The sequence below is a fragment of the Bradyrhizobium oropedii genome (assembly GCF_020889685.1).
Taxonomy (GTDB): domain Bacteria; phylum Pseudomonadota; class Alphaproteobacteria; order Rhizobiales; family Xanthobacteraceae; genus Bradyrhizobium; species Bradyrhizobium oropedii.
In genome coordinates this window covers 38,789-62,772 of sequence record NZ_JACMYO010000022.1, presented here as the reverse complement: position 1 = coordinate 62,772, position 23,984 = coordinate 38,789, and the positions used below count along the sequence as shown (strand labels likewise).

The 23,984-nt window shown below is 58.1% G+C and carries 17 protein-coding genes and 4 pseudogenes; 10 read left to right on the top strand and 11 right to left on the bottom strand.

The window, feature by feature from the left end; translation table 11 throughout:
* Positions 1-819: 819 nt before the first annotated feature.
* Positions 820-1,716: a phosphoenolpyruvate mutase gene (gene aepX / locus H8A95_RS09030; RefSeq protein ID WP_229182848.1), complete on the top strand. Its 897-nt coding sequence runs from the start codon at positions 820-822 to the stop codon at positions 1,714-1,716.
* A gap of 257 nt (positions 1,717-1,973) precedes the next feature.
* On the top strand, positions 1,974-3,164 hold the full coding sequence (locus H8A95_RS09025; RefSeq protein WP_229182842.1) for a pyridoxal phosphate-dependent aminotransferase: 1,191 nt from the start codon (positions 1,974-1,976) through the stop codon (positions 3,162-3,164).
* 206 nt (positions 3,165-3,370) lie between these two features.
* On the opposite strand, the pseudogene H8A95_RS09020 reads toward H8A95_RS09025, so the two are convergent.
* Positions 3,371-3,652 (bottom strand): annotated as a pseudogene (locus tag H8A95_RS09020) (IS481 family transposase); the annotation flags it as partial.
* Positions 3,653-3,851: 199 nt separating this feature from the next.
* Between H8A95_RS09020 and H8A95_RS09015 the strand changes: the two are divergent.
* Positions 3,852-4,051, top strand: a pseudogene (locus tag H8A95_RS09015) (ISNCY family transposase); the annotation flags it as partial.
* 243 nt (positions 4,052-4,294) lie between these two features.
* Here the strand turns inward: H8A95_RS09015 and H8A95_RS09010 are convergent.
* The 5 genes and pseudogenes from H8A95_RS09010 to H8A95_RS08990 form a co-directional block, all read right to left on the bottom strand.
* Complete coding sequence (locus tag H8A95_RS09010; RefSeq protein WP_229182841.1) at positions 4,295-5,536, bottom strand: MFS transporter; 1,242 nt, start codon at positions 5,534-5,536, stop codon at positions 4,295-4,297.
* A 1,409-nt stretch (positions 5,537-6,945) separates the two neighbouring features.
* A complete protein-coding gene (locus H8A95_RS09005) occupies positions 6,946-7,731 on the bottom strand; it encodes an SDR family NAD(P)-dependent oxidoreductase (RefSeq protein ID WP_229182847.1) in 786 nt (261 codons plus the stop codon).
* A 358-nt stretch (positions 7,732-8,089) separates the two neighbouring features.
* Positions 8,090-9,121: a 3-hydroxyacyl-CoA dehydrogenase NAD-binding domain-containing protein gene (locus H8A95_RS09000; protein WP_229182840.1), complete on the bottom strand. Its 1,032-nt coding sequence runs from the start codon at positions 9,119-9,121 to the stop codon at positions 8,090-8,092.
* Between the two features lie 13 nt (positions 9,122-9,134).
* Positions 9,135-10,019: a beta-keto acid cleavage family enzyme gene (locus H8A95_RS08995; protein WP_229182839.1), complete on the bottom strand. Its 885-nt coding sequence runs from the start codon at positions 10,017-10,019 to the stop codon at positions 9,135-9,137.
* 459 nt (positions 10,020-10,478) lie between these two features.
* Positions 10,479-10,952 (bottom strand): annotated as a pseudogene (locus tag H8A95_RS08990) (transposase); the annotation flags it as partial.
* A 249-nt stretch (positions 10,953-11,201) separates the two neighbouring features.
* On the opposite strand from H8A95_RS08990, the gene H8A95_RS44385 reads away from it, so the two are divergent.
* The 3 genes from H8A95_RS44385 to H8A95_RS08980 all read left to right on the top strand — a co-directional run bounded on the left by H8A95_RS44385 (position 11,202) and on the right by H8A95_RS08980 (position 12,176).
* Positions 11,202-11,336 carry an IS3 family transposase gene (locus H8A95_RS44385; protein ID WP_420839356.1) on the top strand — a complete coding sequence of 45 codons (135 nt, stop codon included), beginning with the start codon at positions 11,202-11,204 and terminating at the stop codon, positions 11,334-11,336.
* A 17-nt stretch (positions 11,337-11,353) separates the two neighbouring features.
* Complete coding sequence (locus tag H8A95_RS08985) at positions 11,354-11,701, top strand: DDE-type integrase/transposase/recombinase (protein ID WP_229182838.1); 348 nt, start codon at positions 11,354-11,356, stop codon at positions 11,699-11,701.
* 235 nt (positions 11,702-11,936) lie between these two features.
* On the top strand, positions 11,937-12,176 hold the full coding sequence (locus tag H8A95_RS08980; protein WP_229182837.1) for a hypothetical protein: 240 nt from the start codon (positions 11,937-11,939) through the stop codon (positions 12,174-12,176).
* Positions 12,177-12,503: 327 nt separating this feature from the next.
* On the opposite strand, the gene H8A95_RS08975 is transcribed toward H8A95_RS08980, so the two are convergent.
* From H8A95_RS08975 to H8A95_RS08965, 3 genes are all read right to left on the bottom strand, one after another.
* Positions 12,504-13,286, bottom strand: a complete 783-nt coding sequence (locus tag H8A95_RS08975) for an enoyl-CoA hydratase-related protein (protein ID WP_274617394.1) — start codon at positions 13,284-13,286, stop codon at positions 12,504-12,506.
* A 73-nt stretch (positions 13,287-13,359) separates the two neighbouring features.
* On the bottom strand, positions 13,360-13,662 hold the full coding sequence (locus H8A95_RS44380; protein WP_420839353.1) for a hypothetical protein: 303 nt from the start codon (positions 13,660-13,662) through the stop codon (positions 13,360-13,362).
* A gap of 241 nt (positions 13,663-13,903) precedes the next feature.
* The gene (locus H8A95_RS08965) at positions 13,904-14,806 is read right to left on the bottom strand and encodes an enoyl-CoA hydratase/isomerase family protein (protein ID WP_229182836.1); all 903 of its coding nucleotides are present in this window, start codon (positions 14,804-14,806) and stop codon (positions 13,904-13,906) included.
* 584 nt (positions 14,807-15,390) lie between these two features.
* On the opposite strand from H8A95_RS08965, the pseudogene H8A95_RS08960 reads away from it, so the two are divergent.
* Positions 15,391-16,637, top strand: a pseudogene (locus tag H8A95_RS08960) (transposase); the annotation flags it as partial.
* Positions 16,638-16,868: 231 nt separating this feature from the next.
* On the opposite strand, the gene H8A95_RS08955 reads toward H8A95_RS08960, so the two are convergent.
* Both H8A95_RS08955 and H8A95_RS08950 read right to left on the bottom strand, forming a co-directional pair.
* Positions 16,869-17,549, bottom strand: a complete 681-nt coding sequence (locus H8A95_RS08955; RefSeq protein ID WP_229182835.1) for a hypothetical protein — start codon at positions 17,547-17,549, stop codon at positions 16,869-16,871.
* Between the two features lie 274 nt (positions 17,550-17,823).
* Complete coding sequence (locus H8A95_RS08950) at positions 17,824-20,268, bottom strand: CaiB/BaiF CoA transferase family protein (protein WP_229182834.1); 2,445 nt, start codon at positions 20,266-20,268, stop codon at positions 17,824-17,826.
* A gap of 28 nt (positions 20,269-20,296) precedes the next feature.
* On the opposite strand from H8A95_RS08950, the gene H8A95_RS08945 reads away from it, so the two are divergent.
* From H8A95_RS08945 to H8A95_RS08935, 3 genes are all read left to right on the top strand, one after another.
* A complete protein-coding gene (locus H8A95_RS08945) occupies positions 20,297-20,479 on the top strand; it encodes a hypothetical protein (RefSeq protein ID WP_229182833.1) in 183 nt (60 codons plus the stop codon).
* Positions 20,480-22,118: 1,639 nt separating this feature from the next.
* Positions 22,119-22,322 carry a hypothetical protein gene (locus H8A95_RS08940; RefSeq protein WP_229182832.1) on the top strand — a complete coding sequence of 68 codons (204 nt, stop codon included), beginning with the start codon at positions 22,119-22,121 and terminating at the stop codon, positions 22,320-22,322.
* A 182-nt stretch (positions 22,323-22,504) separates the two neighbouring features.
* Positions 22,505-23,779 carry an aminotransferase class I/II-fold pyridoxal phosphate-dependent enzyme gene (locus H8A95_RS08935; RefSeq protein WP_229182831.1) on the top strand — a complete coding sequence of 425 codons (1,275 nt, stop codon included), beginning with the start codon at positions 22,505-22,507 and terminating at the stop codon, positions 23,777-23,779.
* Positions 23,780-23,984: the final 205 nt, after the last annotated feature.

Below are 23,984 nucleotides of genomic sequence, written 5' to 3'. Positions count from 1 at the left end.
AAACCGCCGCCCGCCGGTGACGGCCCTCCGATCAGCTCCGCCTCCCTCCGTCCCGTCACCGGCGGAAGCAACCGCCTTCAACCAAGATCATAGCCCGATGGTGGGGGCAGTTCTTCATGACGCAAAGGGGGCAGTTCCGGAGGGCGTTTGACACCTGATCAATAGGATGATGTCTTTTGACACGCCTGCTCTCGGATGACACCGAAGCACGCATTTGGTCACCGGCGAAGGGTCGGCCATCATTCGATTTGAGCTCCAGTATCCAAAGAACTTGTAACCAGCAGGACCACCGCCGCAGGCATCGCCACAGCGATTGGCTAAAAAGCGGCTGGCTCATGGCGTGCTAGCGACTCAGCCTCAGCTATAGCTCGTGGTGTGCTCTGGCTCACACGTCAGTATCAACGTTGCGGTCGACGAGCGCGCTCTCCCCTGTGGGACTGAGTATGAGAAGGCGACAGCCCGACCATGATGTGCCTGCTGATCGGCTCTGAGGCCTTCCCCTCCACAATGTCGGACCGCCGAACGCAGTCCGGAGGTCAAGTACGCGCAAACCGAATTATTGCGCGCGCACAATGCCAGGAACATGCAAAATCGACCCAATTTTCCTCGGTCTCAGCCAAGTTCCTGCGCAGCTTGAAGCAACGATTTAGGGCCCCGGTCAACTACCAACTCTCGCGATTGATTCAGATGACAGACGCATGTCACCTTCACTGCAGGAACCTCCGCGGGTCCAGCGCCCAAGGAATTGGCATGCAAGATCAATCCCAATCTGTTCTCGCCAATCGCACTGATCATTCCGCTGATTCGTCACTTGCAGAAATGTTGCGGGCCGAGGTCTGCTCCAGCAGCGAGCTCTCCTTCCTTATGGAAGCGCATGACGGTCTCTCCGCCGCGATAGCGGAGCGCGCAGGTTTCAAAGGCCTCTGGGCATCTGGTCTGTCGATCGCGTGCTCACTCGGTTACCGTGACGTCAACGAGGCGTCCTGGAGCCAACTCGCGGACGTAATCGAGCGGATCGTAGACGCGACTCAACTGCCTGTCCTCGTCGATGGCGATGGCGGCTTCGGAAATTTTAACAATGCTCGTCTGCTGGCGCGCACACTCCACCAACGCGGCGCAGCCGGTGTCGCGCTGGAGGACAGCTGCTTTCCGAAGACGAACTCGTTCGTTGGCGATCGGCGTCCGCTCGCCGATATCAACGAATTCTCCGGCCGTCTGCGCGCGGTGAAGGATGCAGTGTTCGAAGATTTCGTTCTTTTGGCCCGGATCGAGGCACTGATCGACGGTAAAGGGATGAACGAAGCGGTTATGCGCGCTCATGCTTATGCGGACGCGGGAGCGGACGCGATCCTCATTCACTCGCGAAGGAGTTCCGCCGGTGAGATCCTTGCGTTAGCACGCGCTTGGCAGAACAAATTGCCGGTCGTGATTGTTCCTACCAAATACTATCGAACATCGGCCTCTGTGTATCGCGACGCACGCATCTTCACAGTGATCTGGGCCAACCACTCAATGCGAGCTGCAATAGCGGCAATGCGGCAAACCTGTCATCGCATTATCACCGAGGAGAACACTGGGAGCATTGAGCCTGGTATTGCAACGCTTGATGAGGTCTTCGAGCTGCCAGGACACGACGAACTGGCCCGAGCGGAAGCGCGATATCTGCCTGGGCGTCGAGGCGACTCCTTTCATTCAGAGACGGCAGCGATTCCGTAGGAGAGCTGACATAAAACCATCCGTCATACAATCCGAGCAGAGGACTTACGATGGCACGGCGGCTCTTCCGTCACTCACCAAAGTTGACGACATTCTTCGGTCACAATCCCTCTCCTCTCAGCAGCGCTCCAACCGCCGAAACCATCAAATGGATGATGAATTGTCAGCTCCACTATGAGCATGTCGTCCTTTTATGTAGGAGACAAGCTTTGTGCCGCAGCGCCAATCGTGACATGCCCGATTAAGGGAGAGAGCACATGCTGGCGGAGCGAACTACCTTATTCAAATTCTCGGACACCGCCGCGGCGTGGACGGCAGCCAAAGCAGCTGCCGCGAGCGCCGAGCAAATCATCGACTTGACCGCCGAGGAGATCCACAGTGATCTTGCGCCAATGGTGCGCGAGGGTACGATCATCGCGATTAATCGCAACATCAACCGCACCCCGGAGACAGGCGACCCGACGGAGCTCCGCCACGCGATAGCTCGCAAAATTTCCACCGAGACCGGTCAACCTTGGTCGGCGGACGAAGTCGCAATAACGAGCGGCTCCAAACATGCGCTGTTTAACGCCGCTATGGTGCTTCTAAATCCGGGGGATGAGGTACTCATCCCCGTTCCAAATTGGACTTCTTTCCCCGCGCAGATCCTCCTGGCGGGCGGAGTGCCGATTTTAATCGAGACAAGATCCAATAACTATGTGCCGAAGCTTCCGGATCTAGCGTCAGCAGTTACGTCAAAGACTAAAGCTGTCGTAGTCAACACCCCGAACAATCCGACCGGCACGATTTATGACCGCGAAACTCTTGCGGAAATTGCCCAGCTTGCAGTTGAGCGGGATCTGTGGATTGTGTTCGATGAAAGCTATGGGGCTTTCGCCCATGCTCCGCACACGCATCATTCGATCGTGTCGGTCGCTCCTCCGGCGCGCCCCCGAACTCTCCTCGTTAACTCGTTCTCCAAATCCCTGGCCCTGACCGGTTGGCGAATTGGTTATCTCGCCGGCCCAGAAGCCGTCATCAGCGCAGCGCAGGCGCTACAACGCGATACGGCCTGCAATCCAAATGTCATTTCCCAGCATGCACTGCTCCATCATTTAGAGTCCGGTGATGACGCCTTCCAACAAAAACTTCAACGTCAGGTCAGTGACGCGCGAACGCTTGGGCTCTCGATCCTGTCGACGCTGAGGTCGATCCCCCAACCTGCAGCCCAAGGCGGGTTTCACTTCTATCTCGATCTCAAAGGCTGGCAGCGGCGGACCAAGGGGCCCGGCCCCGAATCCAACGCCGATGACGTCGTTAACGTATTGCTGATGGATGCTGGGGTCGCGACAGTTTCGGGCACGATCTTTGGCGATCCAGCCGGGATCCGGCTCTCCTACGGGGTCGATCTTGGCTCGCTCGACAAGGGCTTGCGGCGTCTGTCTGCAACCCTGAACACGTGGAACTGAATTCTTGGTGGTTCGGCGTGCTTGGAATTGCAGAGGGTTACCGTAATGCCCGATTTTCCTCGCCGCGCTATCGTCCTTGCAGCCGGCCTCGGCTCACGCCTGGCGCGAACCTGCCGACATCGAACTGATCGACGCCATTGTCACCCGAACGCCTCACGATCCGATAGACAGGGACCGGCCGCAACCCTCGCTCAACGCATGGATCTGAGCGCAGGCTCCAGCGCATAGAGGAAATCGTCGAGTGGCAGCAGCGTGTGCCGTCGGAAAGCGACGATGATCGCCTGCTCCTCGATGGAAAGGACAGTCGATTTGGCTTCCTTGGGGCCAGTCGAACGATCAGCGACGGTCTCGCGCTGCTTCCACTTCGCGACAGTCTTCTGGTTGATCCCATAGCGCTTGGCGAGGCCTCTCAGGCTCTCTTGACTATCTTGTATTGCTCGACGGACAGCCTCCGTCGTGGCGGCGCAGCCGTGTAGAACTTGTCCCATAGCGCATCCTTCGAATCGTGCGATAAGAATGCACCATCAAAGCTTGGGACACTTAGTCCGACTTCGTCTGAACAGACGTACGGCCTTCCACCTAATTTGAACGACCACTATACAGTGTCAAATCGGTGTCCAAAATTGCCTGGCGAATGACATGCTTGCAATCGCTCGATCGCCCCGCCCACGCGGCTGCGGATTCATTAGCGAAGCGGAGCAGAATGCCCTCGCGCTTCTTTGGGAGGCTTCGGACCGGGTGTACGGCAAGCGCCTGAAGGGCTGAGCCTGTGCTGATTGAGGCGATGGAGCGGCACGGACACCTGGATCTTGCGGCCGAAAATCCGCGGGAAGCTATTTGCGATGAATGCTGCGACGATCGACCGTCCACTGCGACCGATCCGGAAAGGAGCAGCTCCCGGCGCCGGTGGCCTGCAGCGAATACCCGCGCGGGCATGAGCAGGCTTCACAGCGTAACTTAACCTTGGTAGCTGGGCGGCGAACACTAAGGATTGGCGCATTGCGGATGAACCGCGGAAGGCAAAAGAAAAGTCAGCCTACGGGCGCTGGCCTAGGTGGAAACGACGTCTCGGATGATTCACCAGCACGCTGGGCGAGACCATCGCAGTCGAGACCGTACTCGGTGCTGGATTATGGCTCCCGCAAGAGCACCAGACTCGCGGCAGTGATCGTCAACACCAAACAAAGTACCAAAGCCGCTGCGTATCCCCCCGTTAAGCTTCGGATCAGACCCAACAATCCGGGGCCGAAAGCGCTCCCAATGCCGCCAATCGCAGTCGATAATCCGAGGGCAGTTCCAAAAGCAGCGGGTCCGATTTCCCGCTGGATAATCAAAGAAGGCAATGTGGTCAGATGGCCTATCGAGAAACCATATAGCCCGAAGGCAAACAGCAACACCGTGGGATTTGACGTCTGAAGGACGATGACGAGGGCCGCGGCCTGGATTATCATGAACGCCGCACTGGCCGACCTCGGATCGACGCGATCGACGAATGCACCGAGGCATATTCGTCCGACAACCGCCATAGATGCCGTGATCGTCACCGCGAATCCTGCGGCGGACCGTCCTATGATAGGTTCCAGAAACGGCACCTGATGGACAATGAGTCCAACCCCCGCGAGTAGTGCGATCGCAAACGGGACCGCAATTGTCCAGAACCCGATCATCCGCAACAGGGCTCTGCGTGAGGGGCTAGTCGGCGCTTGGCCGATCCCTTCATGATAATCGGCCCGCGCAAAATATTGCTCGAGTCGTTCCTGCGTTCGGCGACCGCTCAGAGCCAGTACGACGGGCACGAGCACAACGAGTATGGTCGCCGTTGCAGCCAACATCGCTAAGGTGAAGCCAATTGTGCCGACGAGGGCCAGGAGCGCAGGAACCAAAATAACGCCACCACAAGTAGCACCGTTAAGGGCGAGGCTGAGCGCGAGGCCACGACGCTGCTCGAACCATGAATTGACGACGATTGCGACTACGACCGTGCCCATGCAGGTCGAGCCGAGCGCCATCAAGAGAAAGGCCAAGTACAGCTGCCACGGATGTGTCATCAGCGCCAAGATCGTCGTTGAGGCAGCCAGAGATGACGTTCCACAAAGCAATAGCGATCTGAGACCCATCCAAACCATTAAGTCGCTGGTAAATGCAACCAGTACCGAGCTCACCAGAAGTGAGAGGGTACTGGCTGCGGACAACTGCGCGGTCTGCCAGCCGTGCGCGCGCTGGAGTTCGGCCAAGTATATGCCTTGACCGTAGAGGCCAAACCCGCAGATGAAGAGTGCGATCAGGGAACATCCCACCACGACCCACCAACCGTGGTAGGTCGGCGATGACTCGTCTGCAGGAGCTGTCGCATAGCTTGTCAGCCGTCGCATTTACTCAATCGTTGTCTGGTTGTACCGGATGAGCTAGGTTCGCAGAAGAAGTTCGCTGGTGTTTCGCCTCGATTGAGCAATCCAAAATGTAGGGTCGTCGAGACGGCGTGTGTCTTATTGCTCGCATGAAATGTTCGGAAGAACTGCTTGAGGTGATAGTTCAGGATGACCTCCGCACACTGAATTATCACTGTTATTTTCCAGGCTGCTTTTCCCGGGGCGATGAAAGAAGAATCTCTCGTTGATGCAAACGACAGACTTAGGCCGGAAGAAACACCCTGTTCGGTTTGATCTCTGGTTCTGCTCCGCATGATTCGACCGTCCCATCGATTGGCTCAGGTTGCATCGTCGGGTAAACTCCCGAATGATAGCACCAAATTTAGAAGAAGGTGTGACGCGGGTGGAGCAGGCGCCTTATTAGTTTTGATAGGGGACCACAGTAGATGCGACGCCTATAGCGCGGCGGTCGATTCCTAGTCTCGCGATTCATCGGCACCGGTTTGAAAACAATTTGCCAACTGTTTTGGCGGCTCGAAACGACGAAACACGACGCAAAGCATATAACACTCCAGTATCTGCCACGGTCGACGCGACAAAGTCAGTGAAAATTATCACTCCGAAATCTGACCTCGGAACTCAATTCGACGCGCTTGAGATGAGCGGTGTCGCGCTTCATCTCGCTTCGCCGCTTGTTCAGTAAATTCGATCCGGTCGCGCGACACATCCGTGGGATCTCATGGGCGTCACCTGGCAGAACTGGGTCAATGATACTCTGACCGCCGCAGCAGAGAGGAGAGCTGCCACGAGAATGTTGCCGTCGTGCGGCAATGCCGCTGGAGCGGTGTTGGCACTTTACGTAGCTAGCGTCACCAACGTGAAACGAATAGCTCCTAGTGCTCCCATGCTTGCGGCCAACAGAAAAGTCAACGCCCTTGCGTCAATCGTCATGCATCTTGGCAAGCAATAGCCGACCTGGCACCTAAAGCCCGGTGAGATGGAGGTGGTGTGGATTGGGACGGATATTACACTCAGCCGATCTCGGTGCACGCGGAGTTCATGAAATTGCAGCTTGCGACAAGCGAGCGACTTGATGCGCCGTTCGTTCGATCGAAGCGAGATACGAGCGTGGCGTTTCAACCGCAGCTCTTTAGTATTGGTCGGTGGCAGGCTGGAACCGCCGACCTACCGCATCAACATTCATGTGGTTGCGAGCCCGAACAGGCAGCGGACTTTATCACCGCACCATCGGCTCGCTGGTCGCGCTGCTCATCTCGACAGTCGGTCGCCGGTGGCGCGCTCCGGGATTAGAACGGGTGAGATTGCTTCCGAGCGCGGATCATGGCCAGGCTTGACTCGGCCCGAGCAGCGTGCACAGACGTGGAGGGACAAGCTAGGAGAGTTTTCCGTCCTCACAAGATCAGATGCATGCCGGCATCGATGCGCACACATTCGCCGGTCATGTTGCTCGATGCCGGGCCTGCGAGGAAGCAGACGAGCTGCGCTATGTCTTCGGCAGTCGAGACAACCTTGAGCGGCACCCGCGCGATCACCGCATCGCGCACCTGCCGGGCAGCGGCCTCTCCACGGCCCTTAGTGAACCAAGGCGTATCGATATAGCCGGGACAAACCGTGTTGACGCGAATGGAAGGCGCCAGCGCCAGCGACAGCGACAGCGACATGGCATTCAACGCGCCCTTGCTCGCTGAGTATGCGACCGATGAGCTGTTACCGCTGATGGCTGCGACCGAGGAGACGTTCACCACCGCGGCCGGCCGTCCACTCACTTTGGCGCTGGCCTCGAGCAGCGAGCGCGCCGCACGGATCATCTGGTACGGCCCGATGGTATTGACGGCATAGATGCGCTGGAAATCCTCTGCCGAGAGCCCATCGAGATCGTGATGCGGCACGTGTTTTGTGATACCGGCATTGTTGACGAGCACGTCGAGCCGCCCCCAGGGTGCGCCGGCCTCGACGATCTTCCTGCAATCGTCATCGCGCGAGACGTCGCCCCGCACCACCACGACCTCAGCAGCACCCGCTTTGCGGCAGGTTTCGGCCGTGGCTTCGGCTTCCTTCTGGCTCTTGGAATAGTTGACCACGATGCGAGCGCCACCTTTGGCCAAGAGGCCTGCGGTCGCCGCTCCAAGCCCCGACGCCGAACCCGTCACGATCGCGCACAATCCATCCTTCGACATCATTCCCTCTTCCTGAGCATTCGAGCCGCATGTTACGGCGGCACGCCACATCACGGCCGAACGCGCGCGTGAAGCAACATCTGCTCGCCGTGGCCGCCAGCCCCTCATCACCTCGCAGCATCATCACGTGCAACAGAAGACGCTTGTCGTCGGCGCCGAGGACCTCCGTGGGCACCCGGGCGCGGTCACCGGCGGACAAGTCCCGAAGATGAGGCAAGTGCGACTGTGTGGTAACTGCCGGTGTTGCGATGTACTCGCCGTCGATGCGGACGTAACGGAACAGGTTTTCATTGGCGGAGCCGCAGAGCTGGAGCTAGCCTCTCTTTCATGTGGCCGTCGAACCCCTCAGACGGCATCTCTACGTCCGCAACGGGTCGGAACCATTGGTGAGCGGGGCAATGCGGTTGCGCAGCCCCTGCTCCCAGCGGGCGAGGGTCTCGCCCGCCCCGTAGCCCTCTGCCCGCAGGCCTCGCAGCACGGCTACCAGGCAATCGTCGCGCTTCTGTTCGAGCTCAGGGACGGTCAGGTTCTCGGCCCGTGCATCCGACTGCTCGGCCAGTTTGTCCAGGAAGGCGCCGGTGACCTCGGGCGCGTCCGCGAGCTTACTCAACTGCCACTGTCTCCATAGCTCCATATAGTGGCGCACCTTGGTTCCACCGCCGGCGATTGGGAAGGGACCGATGACCGCCCGGCGCAGCCCGAAGGAGTAGCGGATGGCGTCGTTGACTTCCTGCGTAGTGGCCACGTCGTCGTGCACCAGCCACAGCGCCTCGCGCCACATCGCCTCCTGCAGCCGATTCGCAATGAACCCGTCCACCTCTTTGCGCACGACGAGCGGATGCATCCCCACCGACCGGTAAATCTCCGTGGCCCGCGCCAACGTCTCGGGTGCGGTGCGCTCTCCGGCGCACAGTTCAACCAGCGGCAGTAGGTAGACTGGGTTGAACGGGTGCGCGACCAGCAGGCGCTCGGGGTATTCCATCTCGGCCTGCAGCAACGACGGCCGGAACCCCGAGGTCGAGGAGCAGATTATGGTCTCAGGCGCCGCAGCCCTGCTGGCGGTTGCGAGCAGCTGCTGCTTGAGCTCCAGGCGCTCCGGCGCGGACTCCTGCACGAGCTCCACGCCGCGCACCGCCTCTGCGACCGAGTGCACCACCGTCAGCGCCCCCTCGGTTGGCAGCGGGGCCGACGTAAGTCGTTGATATGCCCGCCGCGCGCTCATCAGCACCTTTCGCACGCGGTCCTCCGCAGGAGGCGACCGACCATATAGACGCACGTCCACTCCGTTAAGGACAAACCGTGCGGCCCACCCGCTGCCGATGATGCCGGCCCCGAGTACCCCGACCGCCCGCGGCCACCCCTCAGGCGTGAACTTCGATATTTCGGTCATGGACTCTGACCTCTCAGGCATGAACTTTGAGCGCGAGCATCTCGCGCACCTCATCCGGGCTCACCACTCGCACCCCGATCCGCTCGAGAATCTCTACCGCGCGCTGCACGAGTTCGGCATTGCTCGCCAGGCGCCCGCGGGAAAGGTACAGGTTGTCCTCCAACCCGACCCGCACGTTTGCGCCAAGCAAAGGTGCCAACGCCGCATACGGGAGCTGCATTCGTCCAATCGAAAATGTTGAGTAGATGGCTCCCAACGGGAGCCGGTGCACTAGCGCCATCAGCGTGGTTGGATCGGCGGGCGCGCCAAAGCCAATCCCCATACACAGCTGGATTAACGGCGGACCGTCAATCAGGCCCTCTTTGATCAAATCGTGCACCATCACCAGATCACCGCTATCGAACACCTCGAGCTCAGGGCGCACTCCAAGCTTTTGCAAACGTGCGGCCATAGCACGCACCATTGCGGGGCTGTTGACCGCGATCAACTCGTTGTCCCAGTTCAAGGTCCCGCAATTCAATGTGCAGATCTCGGGCCGCAGCTCTGCGATATGCACCAGCCGCTCAAGCGCGCCCGGCATATCCGTTCCCTCCGCCGGCGGCAGCGGAGACTCCACCCCACCGAGCACGAGGGAGCACCCCATCCCCGTGGTCAGGTTGATTACCGGATTCACATCTGACTTGCGAACGCGCTGCACCACTTCCCGATACAGCGCCGGATCCCGCGAACCCTGCGCGGTCTCGGGATCACGCACGTGGATGTGCACCACCGCCGCCCCCGCTCGCGACGCCTCAATCGCGGAGGCAGCGATCTGCTCCGGGGATACCGGCACATTCGTATAGTTCGCCCTATTCCCTCCCCCTGTGAGCGCACAGGTGATAAACACCTCCGAAATCATCCCACTTCTCCCTCGTTGAAAGCTCGAGCTGTCCAAGCCGAGACAGACCAGCGATAGTGCGGCCCCATGATGTTCACCGCTTTTGGATTTCCGAACGTCAGCGCATTGAACTCCCGGCGATAGGGCCCCGGCGAACGCTTTGGCGGGCCCCCTTAAATCCCAGCAATCCGCGTGCCACACGTAGAATGCCGTGCGTGGCTTGCCTCACGATAAACAAGCAGGTGCTACCAGCCCGCTCATTGGCGGGTTGTCGGAATTCCGATACCGCCGTAGCAAACCGGACAAGTGGTATCGGTCGCCCCTCGTGCTGCTTAGCTTAAACACAGCTTGACCATGTTGCCCCCTATCGCCTCACGGTCGACGCCTCGACATCAGCGTATCGCCTGGCATGGTTTTCTGGCCAGTGGTTCGGTGATGGACTGGCTTCAATGTGAGAGCCGTGTTCTTCCTGAGCAGATGATCGCTCAAACGCGCGATGTTTTCCAACGTCATGTAACAGGCACGCTGGACAGCCCACTCATCGTTCTGTTCGAGCAGGATCGCGCCGACGAGGCATACGATGGCGTCTTCATTGGGAAGATTCCGGTGCGCCATTTGATCCCAGCCTTTGAGGCGTTCAATCGGGTTGATCGAGTGCAGCTTGGTCTGATGCTGCGGCGGGAACGTCATAGAGGCGAGCACGTCGGTCTCGGCCTCATCCAGGAAGGCCGCGAGCTTAGGCAGCTTGGGGCGAAGCTGGTCGACGACCTTCCGCCACTGCGCTCGCGCGGTCTCGGCATCCTCCTGTGCAAACGCGGTGGCGATGAAGGCGGAGACGACGCGCCGCCCGCCCTTGCCAGCATGCGCTAGTACGGTACGCATGATGTGCACGCGGTACCGCTGTCACGTGGCGTTGAGCACTTTGCTGACGGCGGCTTTGATGCCCTCATGGGCGGACCACGCGGCAGCGATCGCGCGTTTGCAGCGAGAGAACGAGCGGTTGCGCATGGAGGGGCGACATTTTAAGAAAGTCGATCGCGATCTTTGCTGGACATGAGATTCCGCTTCATCGAAGATTGCCGCGCCGATTATCAGGTGACGCTCTTGTGCGACGCGCTCTGCGTTACGCCGGCCGGCTATTATGCCTAGCGCTCGCGCCCGGAGAGCCGACGATCTGCGGCCGTTTGTGACCTCGTCGACGACATCAGGCGGGTCCGCCGCGACACCCGCGGGCGTTATGGCAGTCCGCGTATCCATATCGTGTTGAAGGCTCAGGGCCGCGGGGTGACCCGCGATCGCATCGAGCGGTTGATGCGGCGCCACGGCAACAGGGCATGATAGCGCGGCCCCGGCGAGTGCGGACCACCGACAGCCGCCACGACCTGCCGATCGCCCCGAATCTACTCGACCGCAACTTCATCGTTACGGCTCGGAACCAGATTTGGCTGGCCGATATCACCTGCATCGAGACCGAACCGGGTTGGCTCTATCTGGCCGTCGTCATGGATCTGTACAGCCGCAGGATTTTTGGGTGGTCGATGGCGGATCATTTGCGCGCCGACCTGCCCTTGGCGGCCTTGCGGATGGCGATCTCGGGGCGGCGGCCAAGTGCCGGCCTGATCCACAATTCCGATCGCGGCGTTCAATATGCCTCGGCGGACTACTACAAGCTGACGCAATCCGCCCGCTCAGGGCGTCGATGAGCCGCACGGGCGACTGCTATGCAATGCTCCGATGGAGAGCTTCTTTCACACGCTCAAGACGGAGTTCATCCACACAGACACTAGGCAACACGGGCAGACGCCACACGGGATATCTTTGCCTATATCGAGGGCCTCTACAATCGAACTCGTCGTCACTCCGCCATCGGCTTTATCAGCCCGATCCAGATGGAGCTAAGAGCAGCTGAACCCTGTCCATTTCTTCGGGGGAAGATCAGTGAACTTGACGTCTCGCGGCATTGATACGGGCGACGATGATGCGAGTCTCGAGCAATGGATCGAGGATGCTTCGAGCAGCGAACTGGCGCCGCTTGCGCAAGGCATCGGCCGCGACATCGCGGCCGTCCTGGCAGCCATCACTCAACCTGGAGCACCAGCCCCGTCGAAAGAGGAGCGCCAGATGTATGGCCGTTCAGGATATGCAGTACTCAGAAATAGGTTACTGGCAGCCGCCTGAAACGCACGATCGCGCACGATGAAAAGCGAAAGCACGATGAAAAGCGAAGGGGAGACCTGCACCAAATATCCGGAAGAGCCCCTAGTTGATGCTCTACTTCCACCCTGTTAGCCGCGCGGCACGGCCACGACGCGCTTTCGAAGATCCAGAGAGTAAGGCTTGCTAATCAATTCAGCATGAAATAAGGAAACTTCATGGCCGACCAATAACCAGGGGCACCTCACCAATATAAGCAAAGAAGGCGCCAAAGCGATCAGGGGCACTCCGGCGCCGTTGGGTTCCGTCTCCTGGCAGAGAATTTGAATTAGCCATGCCGCACCTATGGCGCTATCTCATCTTCCATACAGGTCGTCTTTTCTCCGCAAAAGACTTGGGGCCCTCCGTCCCGTCCTCCATGTCCATCAAGCGCCGCGACATTGGTTCCCCCATTTTGTATGACTCCTCCACCGGACGACTTCGCCCATTCATTACCAACTGCTTTATCGCCTGGATCGCGAGCGGGGAGCAGAGGGTTATCGAGTCTGCGATGGCGTCCGCTTCCTTCATTAGGGCATCTCTGTCCGGGTGCACGCTGTGCAACAGCCCACAACGCAACGCTTCCTGCGAGCCGATCCGATTTCCGGTCAACTGAATATACATCGCCTCGCCTAAAGGAATCATCCTCGACAAGTTATGGCAACCGAAATAATTCGCCATGAGGTTCCAGCGTGGTTCGGGCAAGCCGAAGGTCGATTGAGACGTTGCGATTCGAATATCGCATTGAAGGGCTATTTCAAAGCCTCCAGCTACGCAGTAGCCGTCGACGGCGGCAATTATTGGTTTCCATATCTCTAGCTCAGCAAAGCGACGAATCTCATCCTGCCTAGGCCCTTGACCTTCAGAGTTACATCGCGCGACTTCTTTAAGATCCATGCCGGCCGAAAAAGCCCGTCCTCCGGCGCCTGTCAAGACAGCTACCAATAGCTCGTCGTCGTCCCGGAACCTCCGTAGCGACTCCATCAACGCCCTTTCCGTTTCGAGGTTCATGGCATTCAACACTTCTGGACGATTAAGGGTTATGTAGAAGACAGCCCCTTTCTTCTCCGACAGCACTACTCTCTGATCTGTCATTGTCGACGAGCTCCATCTTGAGCGCCTGAAAAAAGCTCCATCGGAGCATTGTCATAGCAGTCGCCCTTGCGGCTCATTGACGCCCTGAGCCGGCCGACTGCGTCAGTTTGCGGTAGTCCGCCGAGGCATATTGACCGCGAACGGAATGGTGGATCAGGCCGACACTTGGCCGCTGCGCCGGGATCGCCATCCGCAAGGCCGCCAAGGGCAGGTCGGCGCGTAAATGATCCGCCATCGCGACGGCTTCAGAAAGTGCGCCCTCTGGCGACACTTCCAGATACGGTCGACCGGAACGGCAATTAGCGGCATTCACTTCGTGCAGGATGCTGGCCTCATCCTGCAAATTTAGCTTGATCGCGCGCATCTCAAAGCGCATCTTAAATATGGAGCATTCGAGTGCGAGCTGCGGATTCGTTCGCAAGAGGAGCCAAAAAACGCTCTCTGGGCCTGATACCGGCGGTCAGTTTGGCGCCACGACGAGCGGACCGGGCAGGGTCAAGCATATCGATCCTGTTTAAGGAATGCATCGCGGCCGGGGCCCGACGGTTTACCGTTCCGCCGTTTCTGTGGAAACTCCCTTCGCACACGCGTTACTGAAAAATTGGGTTCAATGCTACTCAACCCGCACCATCCTCAGGCTTTGGGGACTGTTTGGAAGCCGCACGGGAGGAAACCCACGACGTCTCGGATTCGAACGGCGCGAAGATTGAGTCGCGCCACTTGAATGCCGCCTTCGCATCCTCACTGCTTTGAATCGTGCGGAAGCGCTTAAACTCGGAGTCCGATTTCCCAATGATCAAGTCAGCAGCGAAGCTATATCGCAGAGCAGAATCGAGTCCCGCCGCGAGAAGTGTATTGTTGAGTGCCCTCTTGCTCCACACCAACGCTGGTAGTGAGACACGAGACATACGCTTCGCGATGCGCGTGACCTCTTCCTCAAGGCGATCCTTAGGGAAGACATGGTTTACGAGGCCGAGCCGATACGCGTGTTGGGCATCGAACATGTCTCCTGTGTAGACCAGCTCGCGACAACGCTGACCGATGAGGTACGACATCATCGGCAGCTCCGTGTCGCCAATTCCCATCCGGGTCTCAATGGCACCGAAGCACGAATCGTCAGAACAGTAGCGGATGTCACAACTCACGGCGAAGCTTAAGGCCCCGGCTAGGCAATAACCATTGATCATCGCGATAACCGGCTTGGAGCAGTGAAACACGGACCGTATGAACTTGACACCTAGATCGAAATACCTACTCCAATCATCCAAGCTCCAATTTTCCAAGCTTGACGGTCCGACTTCTGATTTGTCTCCGCCCATGTCAAAGCCAGAGGAAAATGCCCGGTCGCCCGCTCCTTTTACCACGACCACACGCACGTCCGGATTACGTTCGGCTGACACGAGCGCATCTTGGAATTCGGCGCAGAGCTTCAGAGACAGCGCATTCCTTTTGCTCGGCCGATTCAGAGTGATCCAAGCGACACGATCGTCCGCTTCGTAGAGAATGGTGCTATACGCCATTAGATGCCTCCTAAAATTAATGGCGCGACATCATCTGCAGCGGTCGAGATTCCCCCAACCGCCGCCTTAGCTTCCCACACCCACGCCACTCTCGAAGCTCTTTTCGCCTACAGAGCCCACACTATAAAGCGCGTCAAGCCGACGCAAAACTACCAAGAGCAGGAGGGCTCAAGACGAGATCGAGCCTATCGCCCGAATTGCCAAGCCAAGATCAGCCACGCGCCAAAGCGATCCGTCGTGCCGGGTGAGTAGGCTGGAGGAATCTCACCCCCAGCCTTTCGCGGAACGGTGCATGGGCCTCACTGCTCACACCGTTCCCATCACGTGACCTTGCCCCTTTTGCTTAATCCGGCTTGAAGTTCGTTCTGGCTCAGACTAGCACCAGAGCAGTGCAGTCGTTTTTCGGACGAGCAGATCATCGGGATTTTGAAGAGCACGAGGCGGGCGACTTCGATCAGTTATTTCCATTTACCGTCAAGATCTCAAAGCCCGCGGCCTAAGCGCGGCGCTTACGGCGCATGCCCAGCTAGGAGCCTGTCCGAGTATTTGGTTGCCGTTTCGATCCAATCGCGATTCAAATTTGAATGAGCCCTTGGGATGTCGGGATGTCGACCAACTGGCTGCTCCCACCGTCACTGGGCGAGTTCGCGCCGGAAGATCATGTCCCTCATTTCGTCCGCGATCTGGTTCGGAACGAGCTTGACCTAACCTCCATTTTGTCGGGTTACGACGATAACTGCGGATACCCGCCGTACCACCCGGGTATGATGGCCGCTCTGCTCTTCTATGCCTACACGCAGAGCGCTTATTCGTCGCGGCAGATCTCTCGATGCTGTGAGGAGCGTCTGGATTTCATGGCGTTGACGGCAATGAACAGATCGGGCTTCCGTGATTTTCGGAAGCGTCATCTCTCCGCACCTACGGATCTGTTTCTGCAAGTTCTCCGACTATGCAGCTCGGCGAGCCTTGCTGATCGACGGCGCGAAGCTGAAGGGGATCGCTCACGTCATAGGGCGATGAGCTCCGCCCGCGCGCGGCAGAGTGAGACAGAGCTAGCATTGCAGATCGCCAGTTGGTTCGCAACTGCGGAGCGTCACATGCAGCGGACGACGCGTGCTGGGACGATGAGATGCCTGCGGGATCAAAACAAAAAAGAGTGTCTTGATCGTATTCAGGTGGCGAAGACAGCGCTTTAAAAGAGGTGAGACGAGAACCGGATATGATCGATACCAACGGACCTAGTCCATCTTCTGCAATGCAGACTTATGGGCTGCCCAATCGCTCGCCCGACGGAGGACCACCCGATAGAGCGCAGCGCAACCTCACCGATCCAGACAGCCGTATCTTGCGCACGCGAGATGGATTTATTGCAGGTTACCGCAGCCAGCTCGCGGTCGATGCCGAAGGACAAATCATTGTCTCGCACCGTCCGATAACGAATAGTGCCGATGTTGACGGACTGATCCCACTGACTGATGCCACGATGGCAGCGTTCGGACGCAGGCCAATCGAGATTTCCGCCGACAATGGGTTTGCGAGCGAAGCTAATCTTGAGGCCTTAGCTGAGCGATGCATTAATATTTGGCCTGCCGGCGAGGTCGACACCGCGATGAAACGAAAACCACATGGAGGCGGCTCAAGAAGCAGCCTGGGATGATAGCAATGGAAGCTAAACTCAAACGCGACGGCTATCGAAGTCGCTATCGGCTGAAAAACAGATAGTCGAACCAGTGTTCTGACAAATCAAACAGGCGAGAGATTTTCGTCAATTCTTGCTTGTGGACTCGACAAAGTCCGATGCGAGTGGGCGTTGGTTTGCGTGGCCCAATCCTCTCAAACTCGCCGGCGCCCGCTAATCGCGAAGGGACGTGGAGCAAAAACCCGACTGCCTTCTTCGCGGACCCCAAGGCATTATTCGGACGGGCTCCTAGGCCTAGCTCCTCCGGCTAACGCTGATGTCCGGTCGAAACGGGGTGCAGTTCAGCCCCGATGTGGTCGACCTGTTGGGGCCAGCATTGCGGTACCGCGCACTGAAGCTAAGTACCTCCCGGAATGCTGGCAATTACGAGCCTAAAATCAGCTCTGTTCTCGTGTGCTCGACCTGGCTCCTCAACTCGGCGCCGGTTAGCCAAATAAGCCAATTGTCTTCCAGGATATCGTCTTCTACTAGCTGCAACATCGCCCCGCCTGGCTCATAATGACGGTATTGTGCAACGCTGCCTTTTTCCACTCGCCAGCGTGCCACAAGCGCACATAAGAAGTCAGGAGCCCACATCACAAAGGACACGCGGAATACTATCCGCGTTATGATTTGAGCTATGCCCCCTCCTCTAAAGTCTTCTCGCACCCATAGATCTCCGTTGTAGGTTACTTTCCCAGTTATCTTCCTCGCGTTTGGTGCTGTGCAAGTACAGCGATCCTGAGGATGTGAGTGTATGGTTGGGTCTGCGTAAAACGCCTTCAGAGACTGGAGATGCTCTGCAAAGTTGCTTTGTGAAAGATCATACAGTCGAACAGCATCTGAAAGCACGATCTCGTTCTTCTTATCGACGCCTATGATCCAATAGCCCTCGCCTGACTTAATCGGCGAGCGATCCGGCCGGAAAATTGGAAATGTTGGCCCTTTAGTTGGAATGGCCCGTGTGATCGAGACATACTCATGAAAATCGAATCCCATGAAAAGTGTAACGCCTTTTTGAAGGGAGGCGGTGTCATGTAATTGAACGAAGCGCGAAACTTGCAACGATTTTTACTCCGTGTGTCATTGCTGCTGGTTGTCCTATCGCGGACGACCGTCAATCACCAAGAGCACGCCTTCCACAAATCATCGCAAACAGGAGCGGAGCGCTCGCGCGCTTGTTGCGCTCAAACCAAGTACCTCGCGGTCTTCGCCGGATGCTTTCGTTGACACGGTGCCCGCGATTAAAGAACGCGCAGCGACTAGCATTGGGTCTGATCCGCGGGTGCGCCCCTGCCAGGCGTGGGAACCATACCAATCCGGGCCGCAGTGGCGTTTTTCAATCTGATAAGATCCTTGTTGTCGCGAGCTCCCCTTCGGGAAGCATCGCTGTACCGATGATGCTCTCCCTCGCCAACTGCGCCATGTCGGCGTCGGAGAGGCCAAGAAATCCCGATAGGATCTCTCTATTATGTTGTCCTAGCGTCGGCGCCGCTGCGCGGATTGGATAGGGTTCCGAACCTTCGCGAACTGGCAATGATGGCTGCGGATGCCAACCTATGAAAGCGCGTTCGACTTCCTGCAGAAACGCGCGCGATCGGAGATGCCGATCCTTGAGCAAGTCAATTGGGAGACGGGCTACACCAGCGGCAACCCCCACGGCTTGTAGCTCTGACATGGCCTGATCCGCGTCTCGGGTGAGCGTCCACGCTTCGATATCTCTCTCTAGGAGACCTTCGATGGCACGTCGAGCTTCCTCAGGTCTGAGCGATGGGTCCGCGGCCCAATCTGGCCGGCCAATGACTAGGGCAAGCCTCCGCCACATGTCTTCGTTCGTCGCGGCTACCATGATCCAGTTGTCTTCGCCCGCGCACCGGAAGCAGCCATGCGGCACGAACTGCGGATGTCGATTGCCATACCTTCTTAACGGCGTACCGGTGATCGAATGAACGGTGATCCATGGCGCCGCAAACGGCATCATGCATTCGATCTGGGCGAGATCGATGAACTGTCCCTGCCCGGTGCTGCGGGCATGAATCAGGGCGACCAGAACTGCAGCGCAGCCGTTTAACCCCCCGACGGCATCCCCAAACGCAATGTGGCTCATCACGGGTGGACCGTCGGCATTTCCGATCACGCTTGGCAACCCCGAGCCCTGCTCAAGGGTCGATCCGTAGGCCCGGCAATCACGATTGGCACTGTTTGCGCCAAAGGCTGACATTGACATCATGACAAGCCGAGGGTTGAGCGTTCTGAGCACGTCGTAGCCAAGCCCGAGCTTCGGCAGCACATCGACAGAATAGTTGTCGACGACAATCTCTGCTCCAGCCAAGAGCCGTTTGGCGACAGCTAGTCCCTGCGGCCGCTTGAGGTCGAGTGTGATACCGCGCTTATTGCGGTTCATGCCAGAGAAGCGTACCGTCTTTTCGTACATCTGCGCATCAACATAATCACGCCCTCGATCAACACCGCGAAACCAGTCCGGATACTGGATAGCCTCGATCTTGATGACGTCCGCTCCGAGATCAGCCAGTGTGCGCGTGCACAACGGACCTGCCCAACCCATTGAAAAGTCGATGACCCGAATTCCCTGCAATGGCTGCGGATTGGCGTTAATGCGGCTGGGTGATGCCGACGCAGTTCCGATCGCATCTCTTCGCGTATTCTGGATACTCTGCCGCTCGCCGAGCGCGGGAACCTTTCCGCCGGGACGCGGCGGCGTCAGGGTCAACCGCTGCGCCGAGCCAACCGTCAGGCCCTCCTCTTCGCCAAGCAGAACGGGCACGATCGCGCCGCGTACTTTCTTCTCCGTATCCAGGAGCAGATCGGATATTTCGGGCACTGGCACGATCGGAATCTTTCGTTTTAGTCCCTCTGCGAACCACTCTTGGGCGGTCCGCAATTTCAACCTCGGCGTAAACGCTCGTTCAATCTCCTCTAAGTGTTTCAGTCGATCCTCGCCGATGACTAAAGCCGACTCATCGCGCAATTCGGATAGGCCGAGCATATCGCAGAATGCCCGCCATTGTGCCGGTGTTGCCACCGTGACGCCAAGCCAGCCCTTTCTGGTTGCGTAAATGCCAACCGGTGATCCTGGCCAAAAGCGGTTGGTGCCAATCCGGCGCATCACGTCGCCGTGCGCAAACGCCTCTGACATAAGATACTCATTAAGAGCGATGCTCGATTCGAAGATGCTGAGCGACAACGACCGCCCTCCTCCGCCCTGCGTCTGCGCAACCACCGAGGATGCCGCGGCAATGAAGCCCCACAAGCCGGCGATGATGCCAGTTTGGAAATCCGGTGCGTGCACGGGCGGCCCCTCAATAGGTCCAACCAACCTGATAAGGCCGGCGAGCGCACGAACGGTTGAATCGGTTGCGGCCAATCCTGCATAGGGCCCATTTTGGCCGAACCAGCTCCCTTGGAGGCAAATCAACCCGGGACGAAGCTGGCGGACCGCGGCTAAATCAATGAACGGGCAACCTGCGACATCGATGTCACGACCATCGATCAAAATGTCGCAGTCCTCGATCAATTCCGTCAGTCGTCTGCTCGCCTGTGGGGTGGTGGGATCGATGATAACGCTTGACTTGTTGAAGTTCAGAAATGCGAACCACGCGCTCTGGCCGCTGGGCGTTAGTGGCGGGCTCCGTCGAAGTGGATCCCCTTGTGGCGGCTCGACCTTCCGAATGTCAGCACCGAAATCGGCAAACAACCTCGCACAGTAGCTGGTTGCGGCCGAGCTACCGATCTCTACCACCCGCAGATGCGACAAAACTCCCATCGAGGGCTCCATTGTAATGCTCCAAAACATGATCTATCTCGCGACGCGAGACAGTGGACGCTGCCTGCTTGCAATTGATACGAGCTGGGTACCGGCATCGAATGCAGGCTCCCTTTATCCAAATCCTCTCCGCGAAATCGATGAACTTGTAGATGCCGAACACGGTTTCGGTCGCGCCATCGGCATTGGCTCCGCAACTTTGTTGCTGTAACACCCTTCCGGATTGGCGCTGTCTCCATCTCCTTGCAACCGGGCAGGACGTAACCCTCCAGCTTCTTGCCCCTGGATTGATCGTCGGTGACCGTGGCAGAAAGCATGAAACCCCGAAGAGTGAGACGTGCAACGAATTCCCAACGTTTTCATTGCTGCATTTATCCTATCCTTATGAACTGCGTCACGGTCTGGACGGCAAGGTACTGGTTGATCGTACGCCATTAGCAACGGATCGAGGCACTACCTACTCTGGTGAGGAATAGTGTGTTTGATTCTTGAGAAACGCTGTTTGGCGGTATTGCCATTCCACTGCGGCAGTTCTTAAGCAATACCGGGTCAGTTCGCCGCGGTCTTCTCGAGCGATGTGGCCGAGCCGATCAGTAATCGGTGTTGAGCACGGTCGTCGACTTAAAGCCATGACCAAGGAAGGCCCGCCGTTGCCGCTGACCAGAAACGTCTGCTCGTAATGCGCCCCAGCCCGCCATTGGCCTCGCGATGATACAGCGCCAGTATGCAGTCCGCGGCGCGGGACATGCTGCGACCTGTCATCCGCGAAGTCCTTCTTGATCAGAAATGGACTCGGGGGCAGGGTGGCTAAAAATCGTCTGGCACACTGGCGCAACCAGCGAGCATCAGGCGCAACGGCGCACTACCGTACCGCGATTACTTTGCGGCAACGCATCGCGAGTTGAATGTCGAGCACAAGATGGATGGCGAGATCGCGGCAATACTCAATCAGGAAGGTTTGTCGCGCCCGAGGCTGCACTTCAAAGGTGAGAACGTCTGGGTATTCAGTACCCGCTGGGGCATACTCGCCGTCAACACTCAACGCCATAGATAAGAATCCGATGTGCTCGCCCGATGGTAGCTTCTCGATTCAGGCGCAGCGGCTGAGGTTGGAGCAACCTCGCAAACGGCGTTCGATTATCTCGCGCGGTTGTTGGCAGGCCCAGAACGCTCAACCCGCTGCTGCTCAATTGTGTCCATTTCCAGCGCGGTGCGGACGGCGTTTCGGGAATACCAGACCTCCGGCTCGACTCTCGAGCAGGGTTCGAGGTTGCCAAGCGCGACCGGGAACGTCGACGGGCGAGTCGAGATGAGCTACATCGCCTTCGGGAATGCCATCGGCAGCTTGAACGGCTGCACTGCAGTTCTGGCCGCACTGATCCACGCGCACAATAGCCGGAGCGGACAGCTCATTGATTTTGCTTAGATCGAATGCATCATTTATGGCGCGATGGCACAGTCCACAACATGCATCTCAAGGGCACGGGCCAGCAAGACCTTGCAGCGGAACGCTGGCTTGGCGCCGAAGAAATCCTCTGCCCCGTTTCGGGCGCGCCGCATCTGGTCCGAGGGCGACCGGGCTCGGGCGCTGGTCTCTCCCGAAACCGAAGCAGGTTTGTTGGACAACGCATAAGGGCAGCACTTTCTCGCACCTCTTGCGCTTGGTGTAAGCAGGCCTCGGTCAACGCCGCATCGCCGGTCCGGATACTGCATGGCCCCGATCTTGACTGCGTCCGCGACGAAGTCAGCGAGCGGGTGGACAACGGCCGCGCCCAGCCGATCGAGACGTCGAGATGCGAATTCCCTGCAACGGCTGTGGACCGGCGTCGATGCGACCGAAATGCGACGCGATGGCGGCAAGCATCTTTGGGAAAGAGTTCCTCAATGTCGGTCGCTCCATCGAGCCAGCGGTAAAGCCCTCTTCACTAAGCACGACGGGCACGATTGCGCCGCGAATTGCGGTCTATCGGTACAACTACAAAGGACCGCGCCAGTCGCCCGGAGTGAAGATCTATCCCATTTCGTGGCTGCCGGCAGCAGTGCTGCCGCTCTAGCTAGGCCTGTTTGATTTGGTAGCTGCCGGCCCGAGTTAAGCTCGTTTAGTCTAAAGCCGATCGAGCTGTCCGTAAGAATTTGAGAGAAACTTCAGTTCGGCCCATGTTGCCAAGCCTCACTGTTGTGCGGGCACAGCTGCGCAGCCGGCTAGATGTCCCTCAAATTGGAATGGAGAATGAAAATGCGACAGCCGATCGCTCTCACGGATGATGGTTGCCTGAGTGAACAGTTTCGGAACACCGCCCACTCGCTCAGCGAGAGCAGGCTATATTTCGATGCATCCCCGACGGCCGGTCTCATGGCCGCTCCCGCGACGGGACGGACCATTTCCTCCGACAACGGTCCACTTGACAGCGGTCCGCAGGTAATCGATTTCGTCCGCTCCTCTTACCTGGGCCTCGATAGTCATCCGGTGATCGTCGCCGGGGCAATCGAGGCGATCGGCGTGCATCGGTCGCTGCATTGGTCCTGCGCCCGGCCGCGACTCAATTTCAATCTTCTAGGGGAACTTGAAGAGGTCCTCTCTGAGATTTTCTGCGCGCGCGTCCTCGTCTTTTCCAGCGGCATGCTCGCCAATTTGGGCGCGATGCCCATCCTTGCTTCAGGTCAGCTGACGGGCGGCAAGAAGCCAGTCGTCGTGTTCGATTGCTCTGCACACATCTCGCTCGCTTATCATAAGCCGGTGATGGCTGCTGAAACGCGGGTGGAGACGATCATGCACAACGACATCGACGCTCTCGAACGCTTGTGCTGTGAAAATCCGGTGGTCGCCTATGTATGCGACGGTGTTTACTCCGCAGGTGATTATTCGCCGATTAAGGAGCTGCGTCAACTCCAGGAACGCTATGGGCTTTTTGTCTATATCGACGATACTCACGGCATATCAATCTTCGGACGCCAAGGCGAAGGATTTGCTCGCTCTCAGTTTTCGCAAGTGCTCGGTGACCGTACAATCATAGCAGCCTCGCTGGCCAACGGATTTGGAGCATCGGGTGGAATGTTGATGCTTGGAACGGCCCACCAGGAGGCGCTGTTTCGACGATACTTCATTCCCTCTGCGCTTTCGATTTCGATGGCACCCAATCCGGCGGCGGTCGGTGCCGCGCTTGGGTCTTGCAAAATCCACCGCTCGCCAGAACTCGGCCAGCGGCAGCGGCGATTGGCGCAACGCGTCCACCTCTTTGACCGGCGTATCGTAACCACCGAACAAGGCAATTCACTTCCGATCAGAACGATCACCATCGGATCGGAGGCCCATGCGATTGCAATCGCAAAAGGACTTCTCGATCGCGGTTTCTATACCTTGGTGACGTTCTTCCCATGGGTTGGACAAGGAAGGGCCGGGATTGGGGTGTGCATTACAGCGGACCATGAGGTCCGCGAGATAGAGCGGCTATGCGACAGCATCTTGGAAAAAATAGCCGAAACAACCGGAAAGCCCTACCCTCTGAGGTGAGCTAATCATTAGACGGATTCATGGCGCCGCCCCGTAGCACCAAGGTGATGTCGGTTGACGCGGACCGGAGGCATGGAAGCTTGTCAACGGAGCGCGTCTATATTCGACCGAGAACGCGCTGATCCTCATTGGGTTTTACCCAATGACGATGTTTCGCACTCTGGACATGACGTGACGGTTTGGCACTGGTGTCTGAACCAGAAGT

Excerpts from the sequence above, each read along its gene's own strand:
- aepX (WP_229182848.1), top strand. The coding sequence starts at position 820 with ATGTTGCGGGCCGAGGTCTGCTCCAGCAGCGAGCTCTCCTTCCTTATG.
- H8A95_RS09025 (WP_229182842.1), top strand. The coding sequence starts at position 1,974 with ATGCTGGCGGAGCGAACTACCTTATTCAAATTCTCGGACACCGCCGCG.
- H8A95_RS09010 (WP_229182841.1), bottom strand. The coding sequence starts at position 5,536 with ATGCGACGGCTGACAAGCTATGCGACAGCTCCTGCAGACGAGTCATCG.
- H8A95_RS09005 (WP_229182847.1), bottom strand. The coding sequence starts at position 7,731 with ATGTCGAAGGATGGATTGTGCGCGATCGTGACGGGTTCGGCGTCGGGG.
- H8A95_RS09000 (WP_229182840.1), bottom strand. The coding sequence starts at position 9,121 with ATGACCGAAATATCGAAGTTCACGCCTGAGGGGTGGCCGCGGGCGGTC.
- H8A95_RS08995 (WP_229182839.1), bottom strand. The coding sequence starts at position 10,019 with ATGATTTCGGAGGTGTTTATCACCTGTGCGCTCACAGGGGGAGGGAAT.
- H8A95_RS08975 (WP_274617394.1), bottom strand. The coding sequence starts at position 13,286 with ATGACAGATCAGAGAGTAGTGCTGTCGGAGAAGAAAGGGGCTGTCTTC.
- H8A95_RS44380 (WP_420839353.1), bottom strand. The coding sequence starts at position 13,662 with ATGCGCTTTGAGATGCGCGCGATCAAGCTAAATTTGCAGGATGAGGCC.
- H8A95_RS08965 (WP_229182836.1), bottom strand. The coding sequence starts at position 14,806 with ATGGCGTATAGCACCATTCTCTACGAAGCGGACGATCGTGTCGCTTGG.
- H8A95_RS08950 (WP_229182834.1), bottom strand. The coding sequence starts at position 20,268 with ATGGGAGTTTTGTCGCATCTGCGGGTGGTAGAGATCGGTAGCTCGGCC.
- H8A95_RS08945 (WP_229182833.1), top strand. The coding sequence starts at position 20,297 with ATGATCTATCTCGCGACGCGAGACAGTGGACGCTGCCTGCTTGCAATT.
- H8A95_RS08940 (WP_229182832.1), top strand. The coding sequence starts at position 22,119 with ATGGCGGCAAGCATCTTTGGGAAAGAGTTCCTCAATGTCGGTCGCTCC.
- H8A95_RS08935 (WP_229182831.1), top strand. The coding sequence starts at position 22,505 with ATGCGACAGCCGATCGCTCTCACGGATGATGGTTGCCTGAGTGAACAG.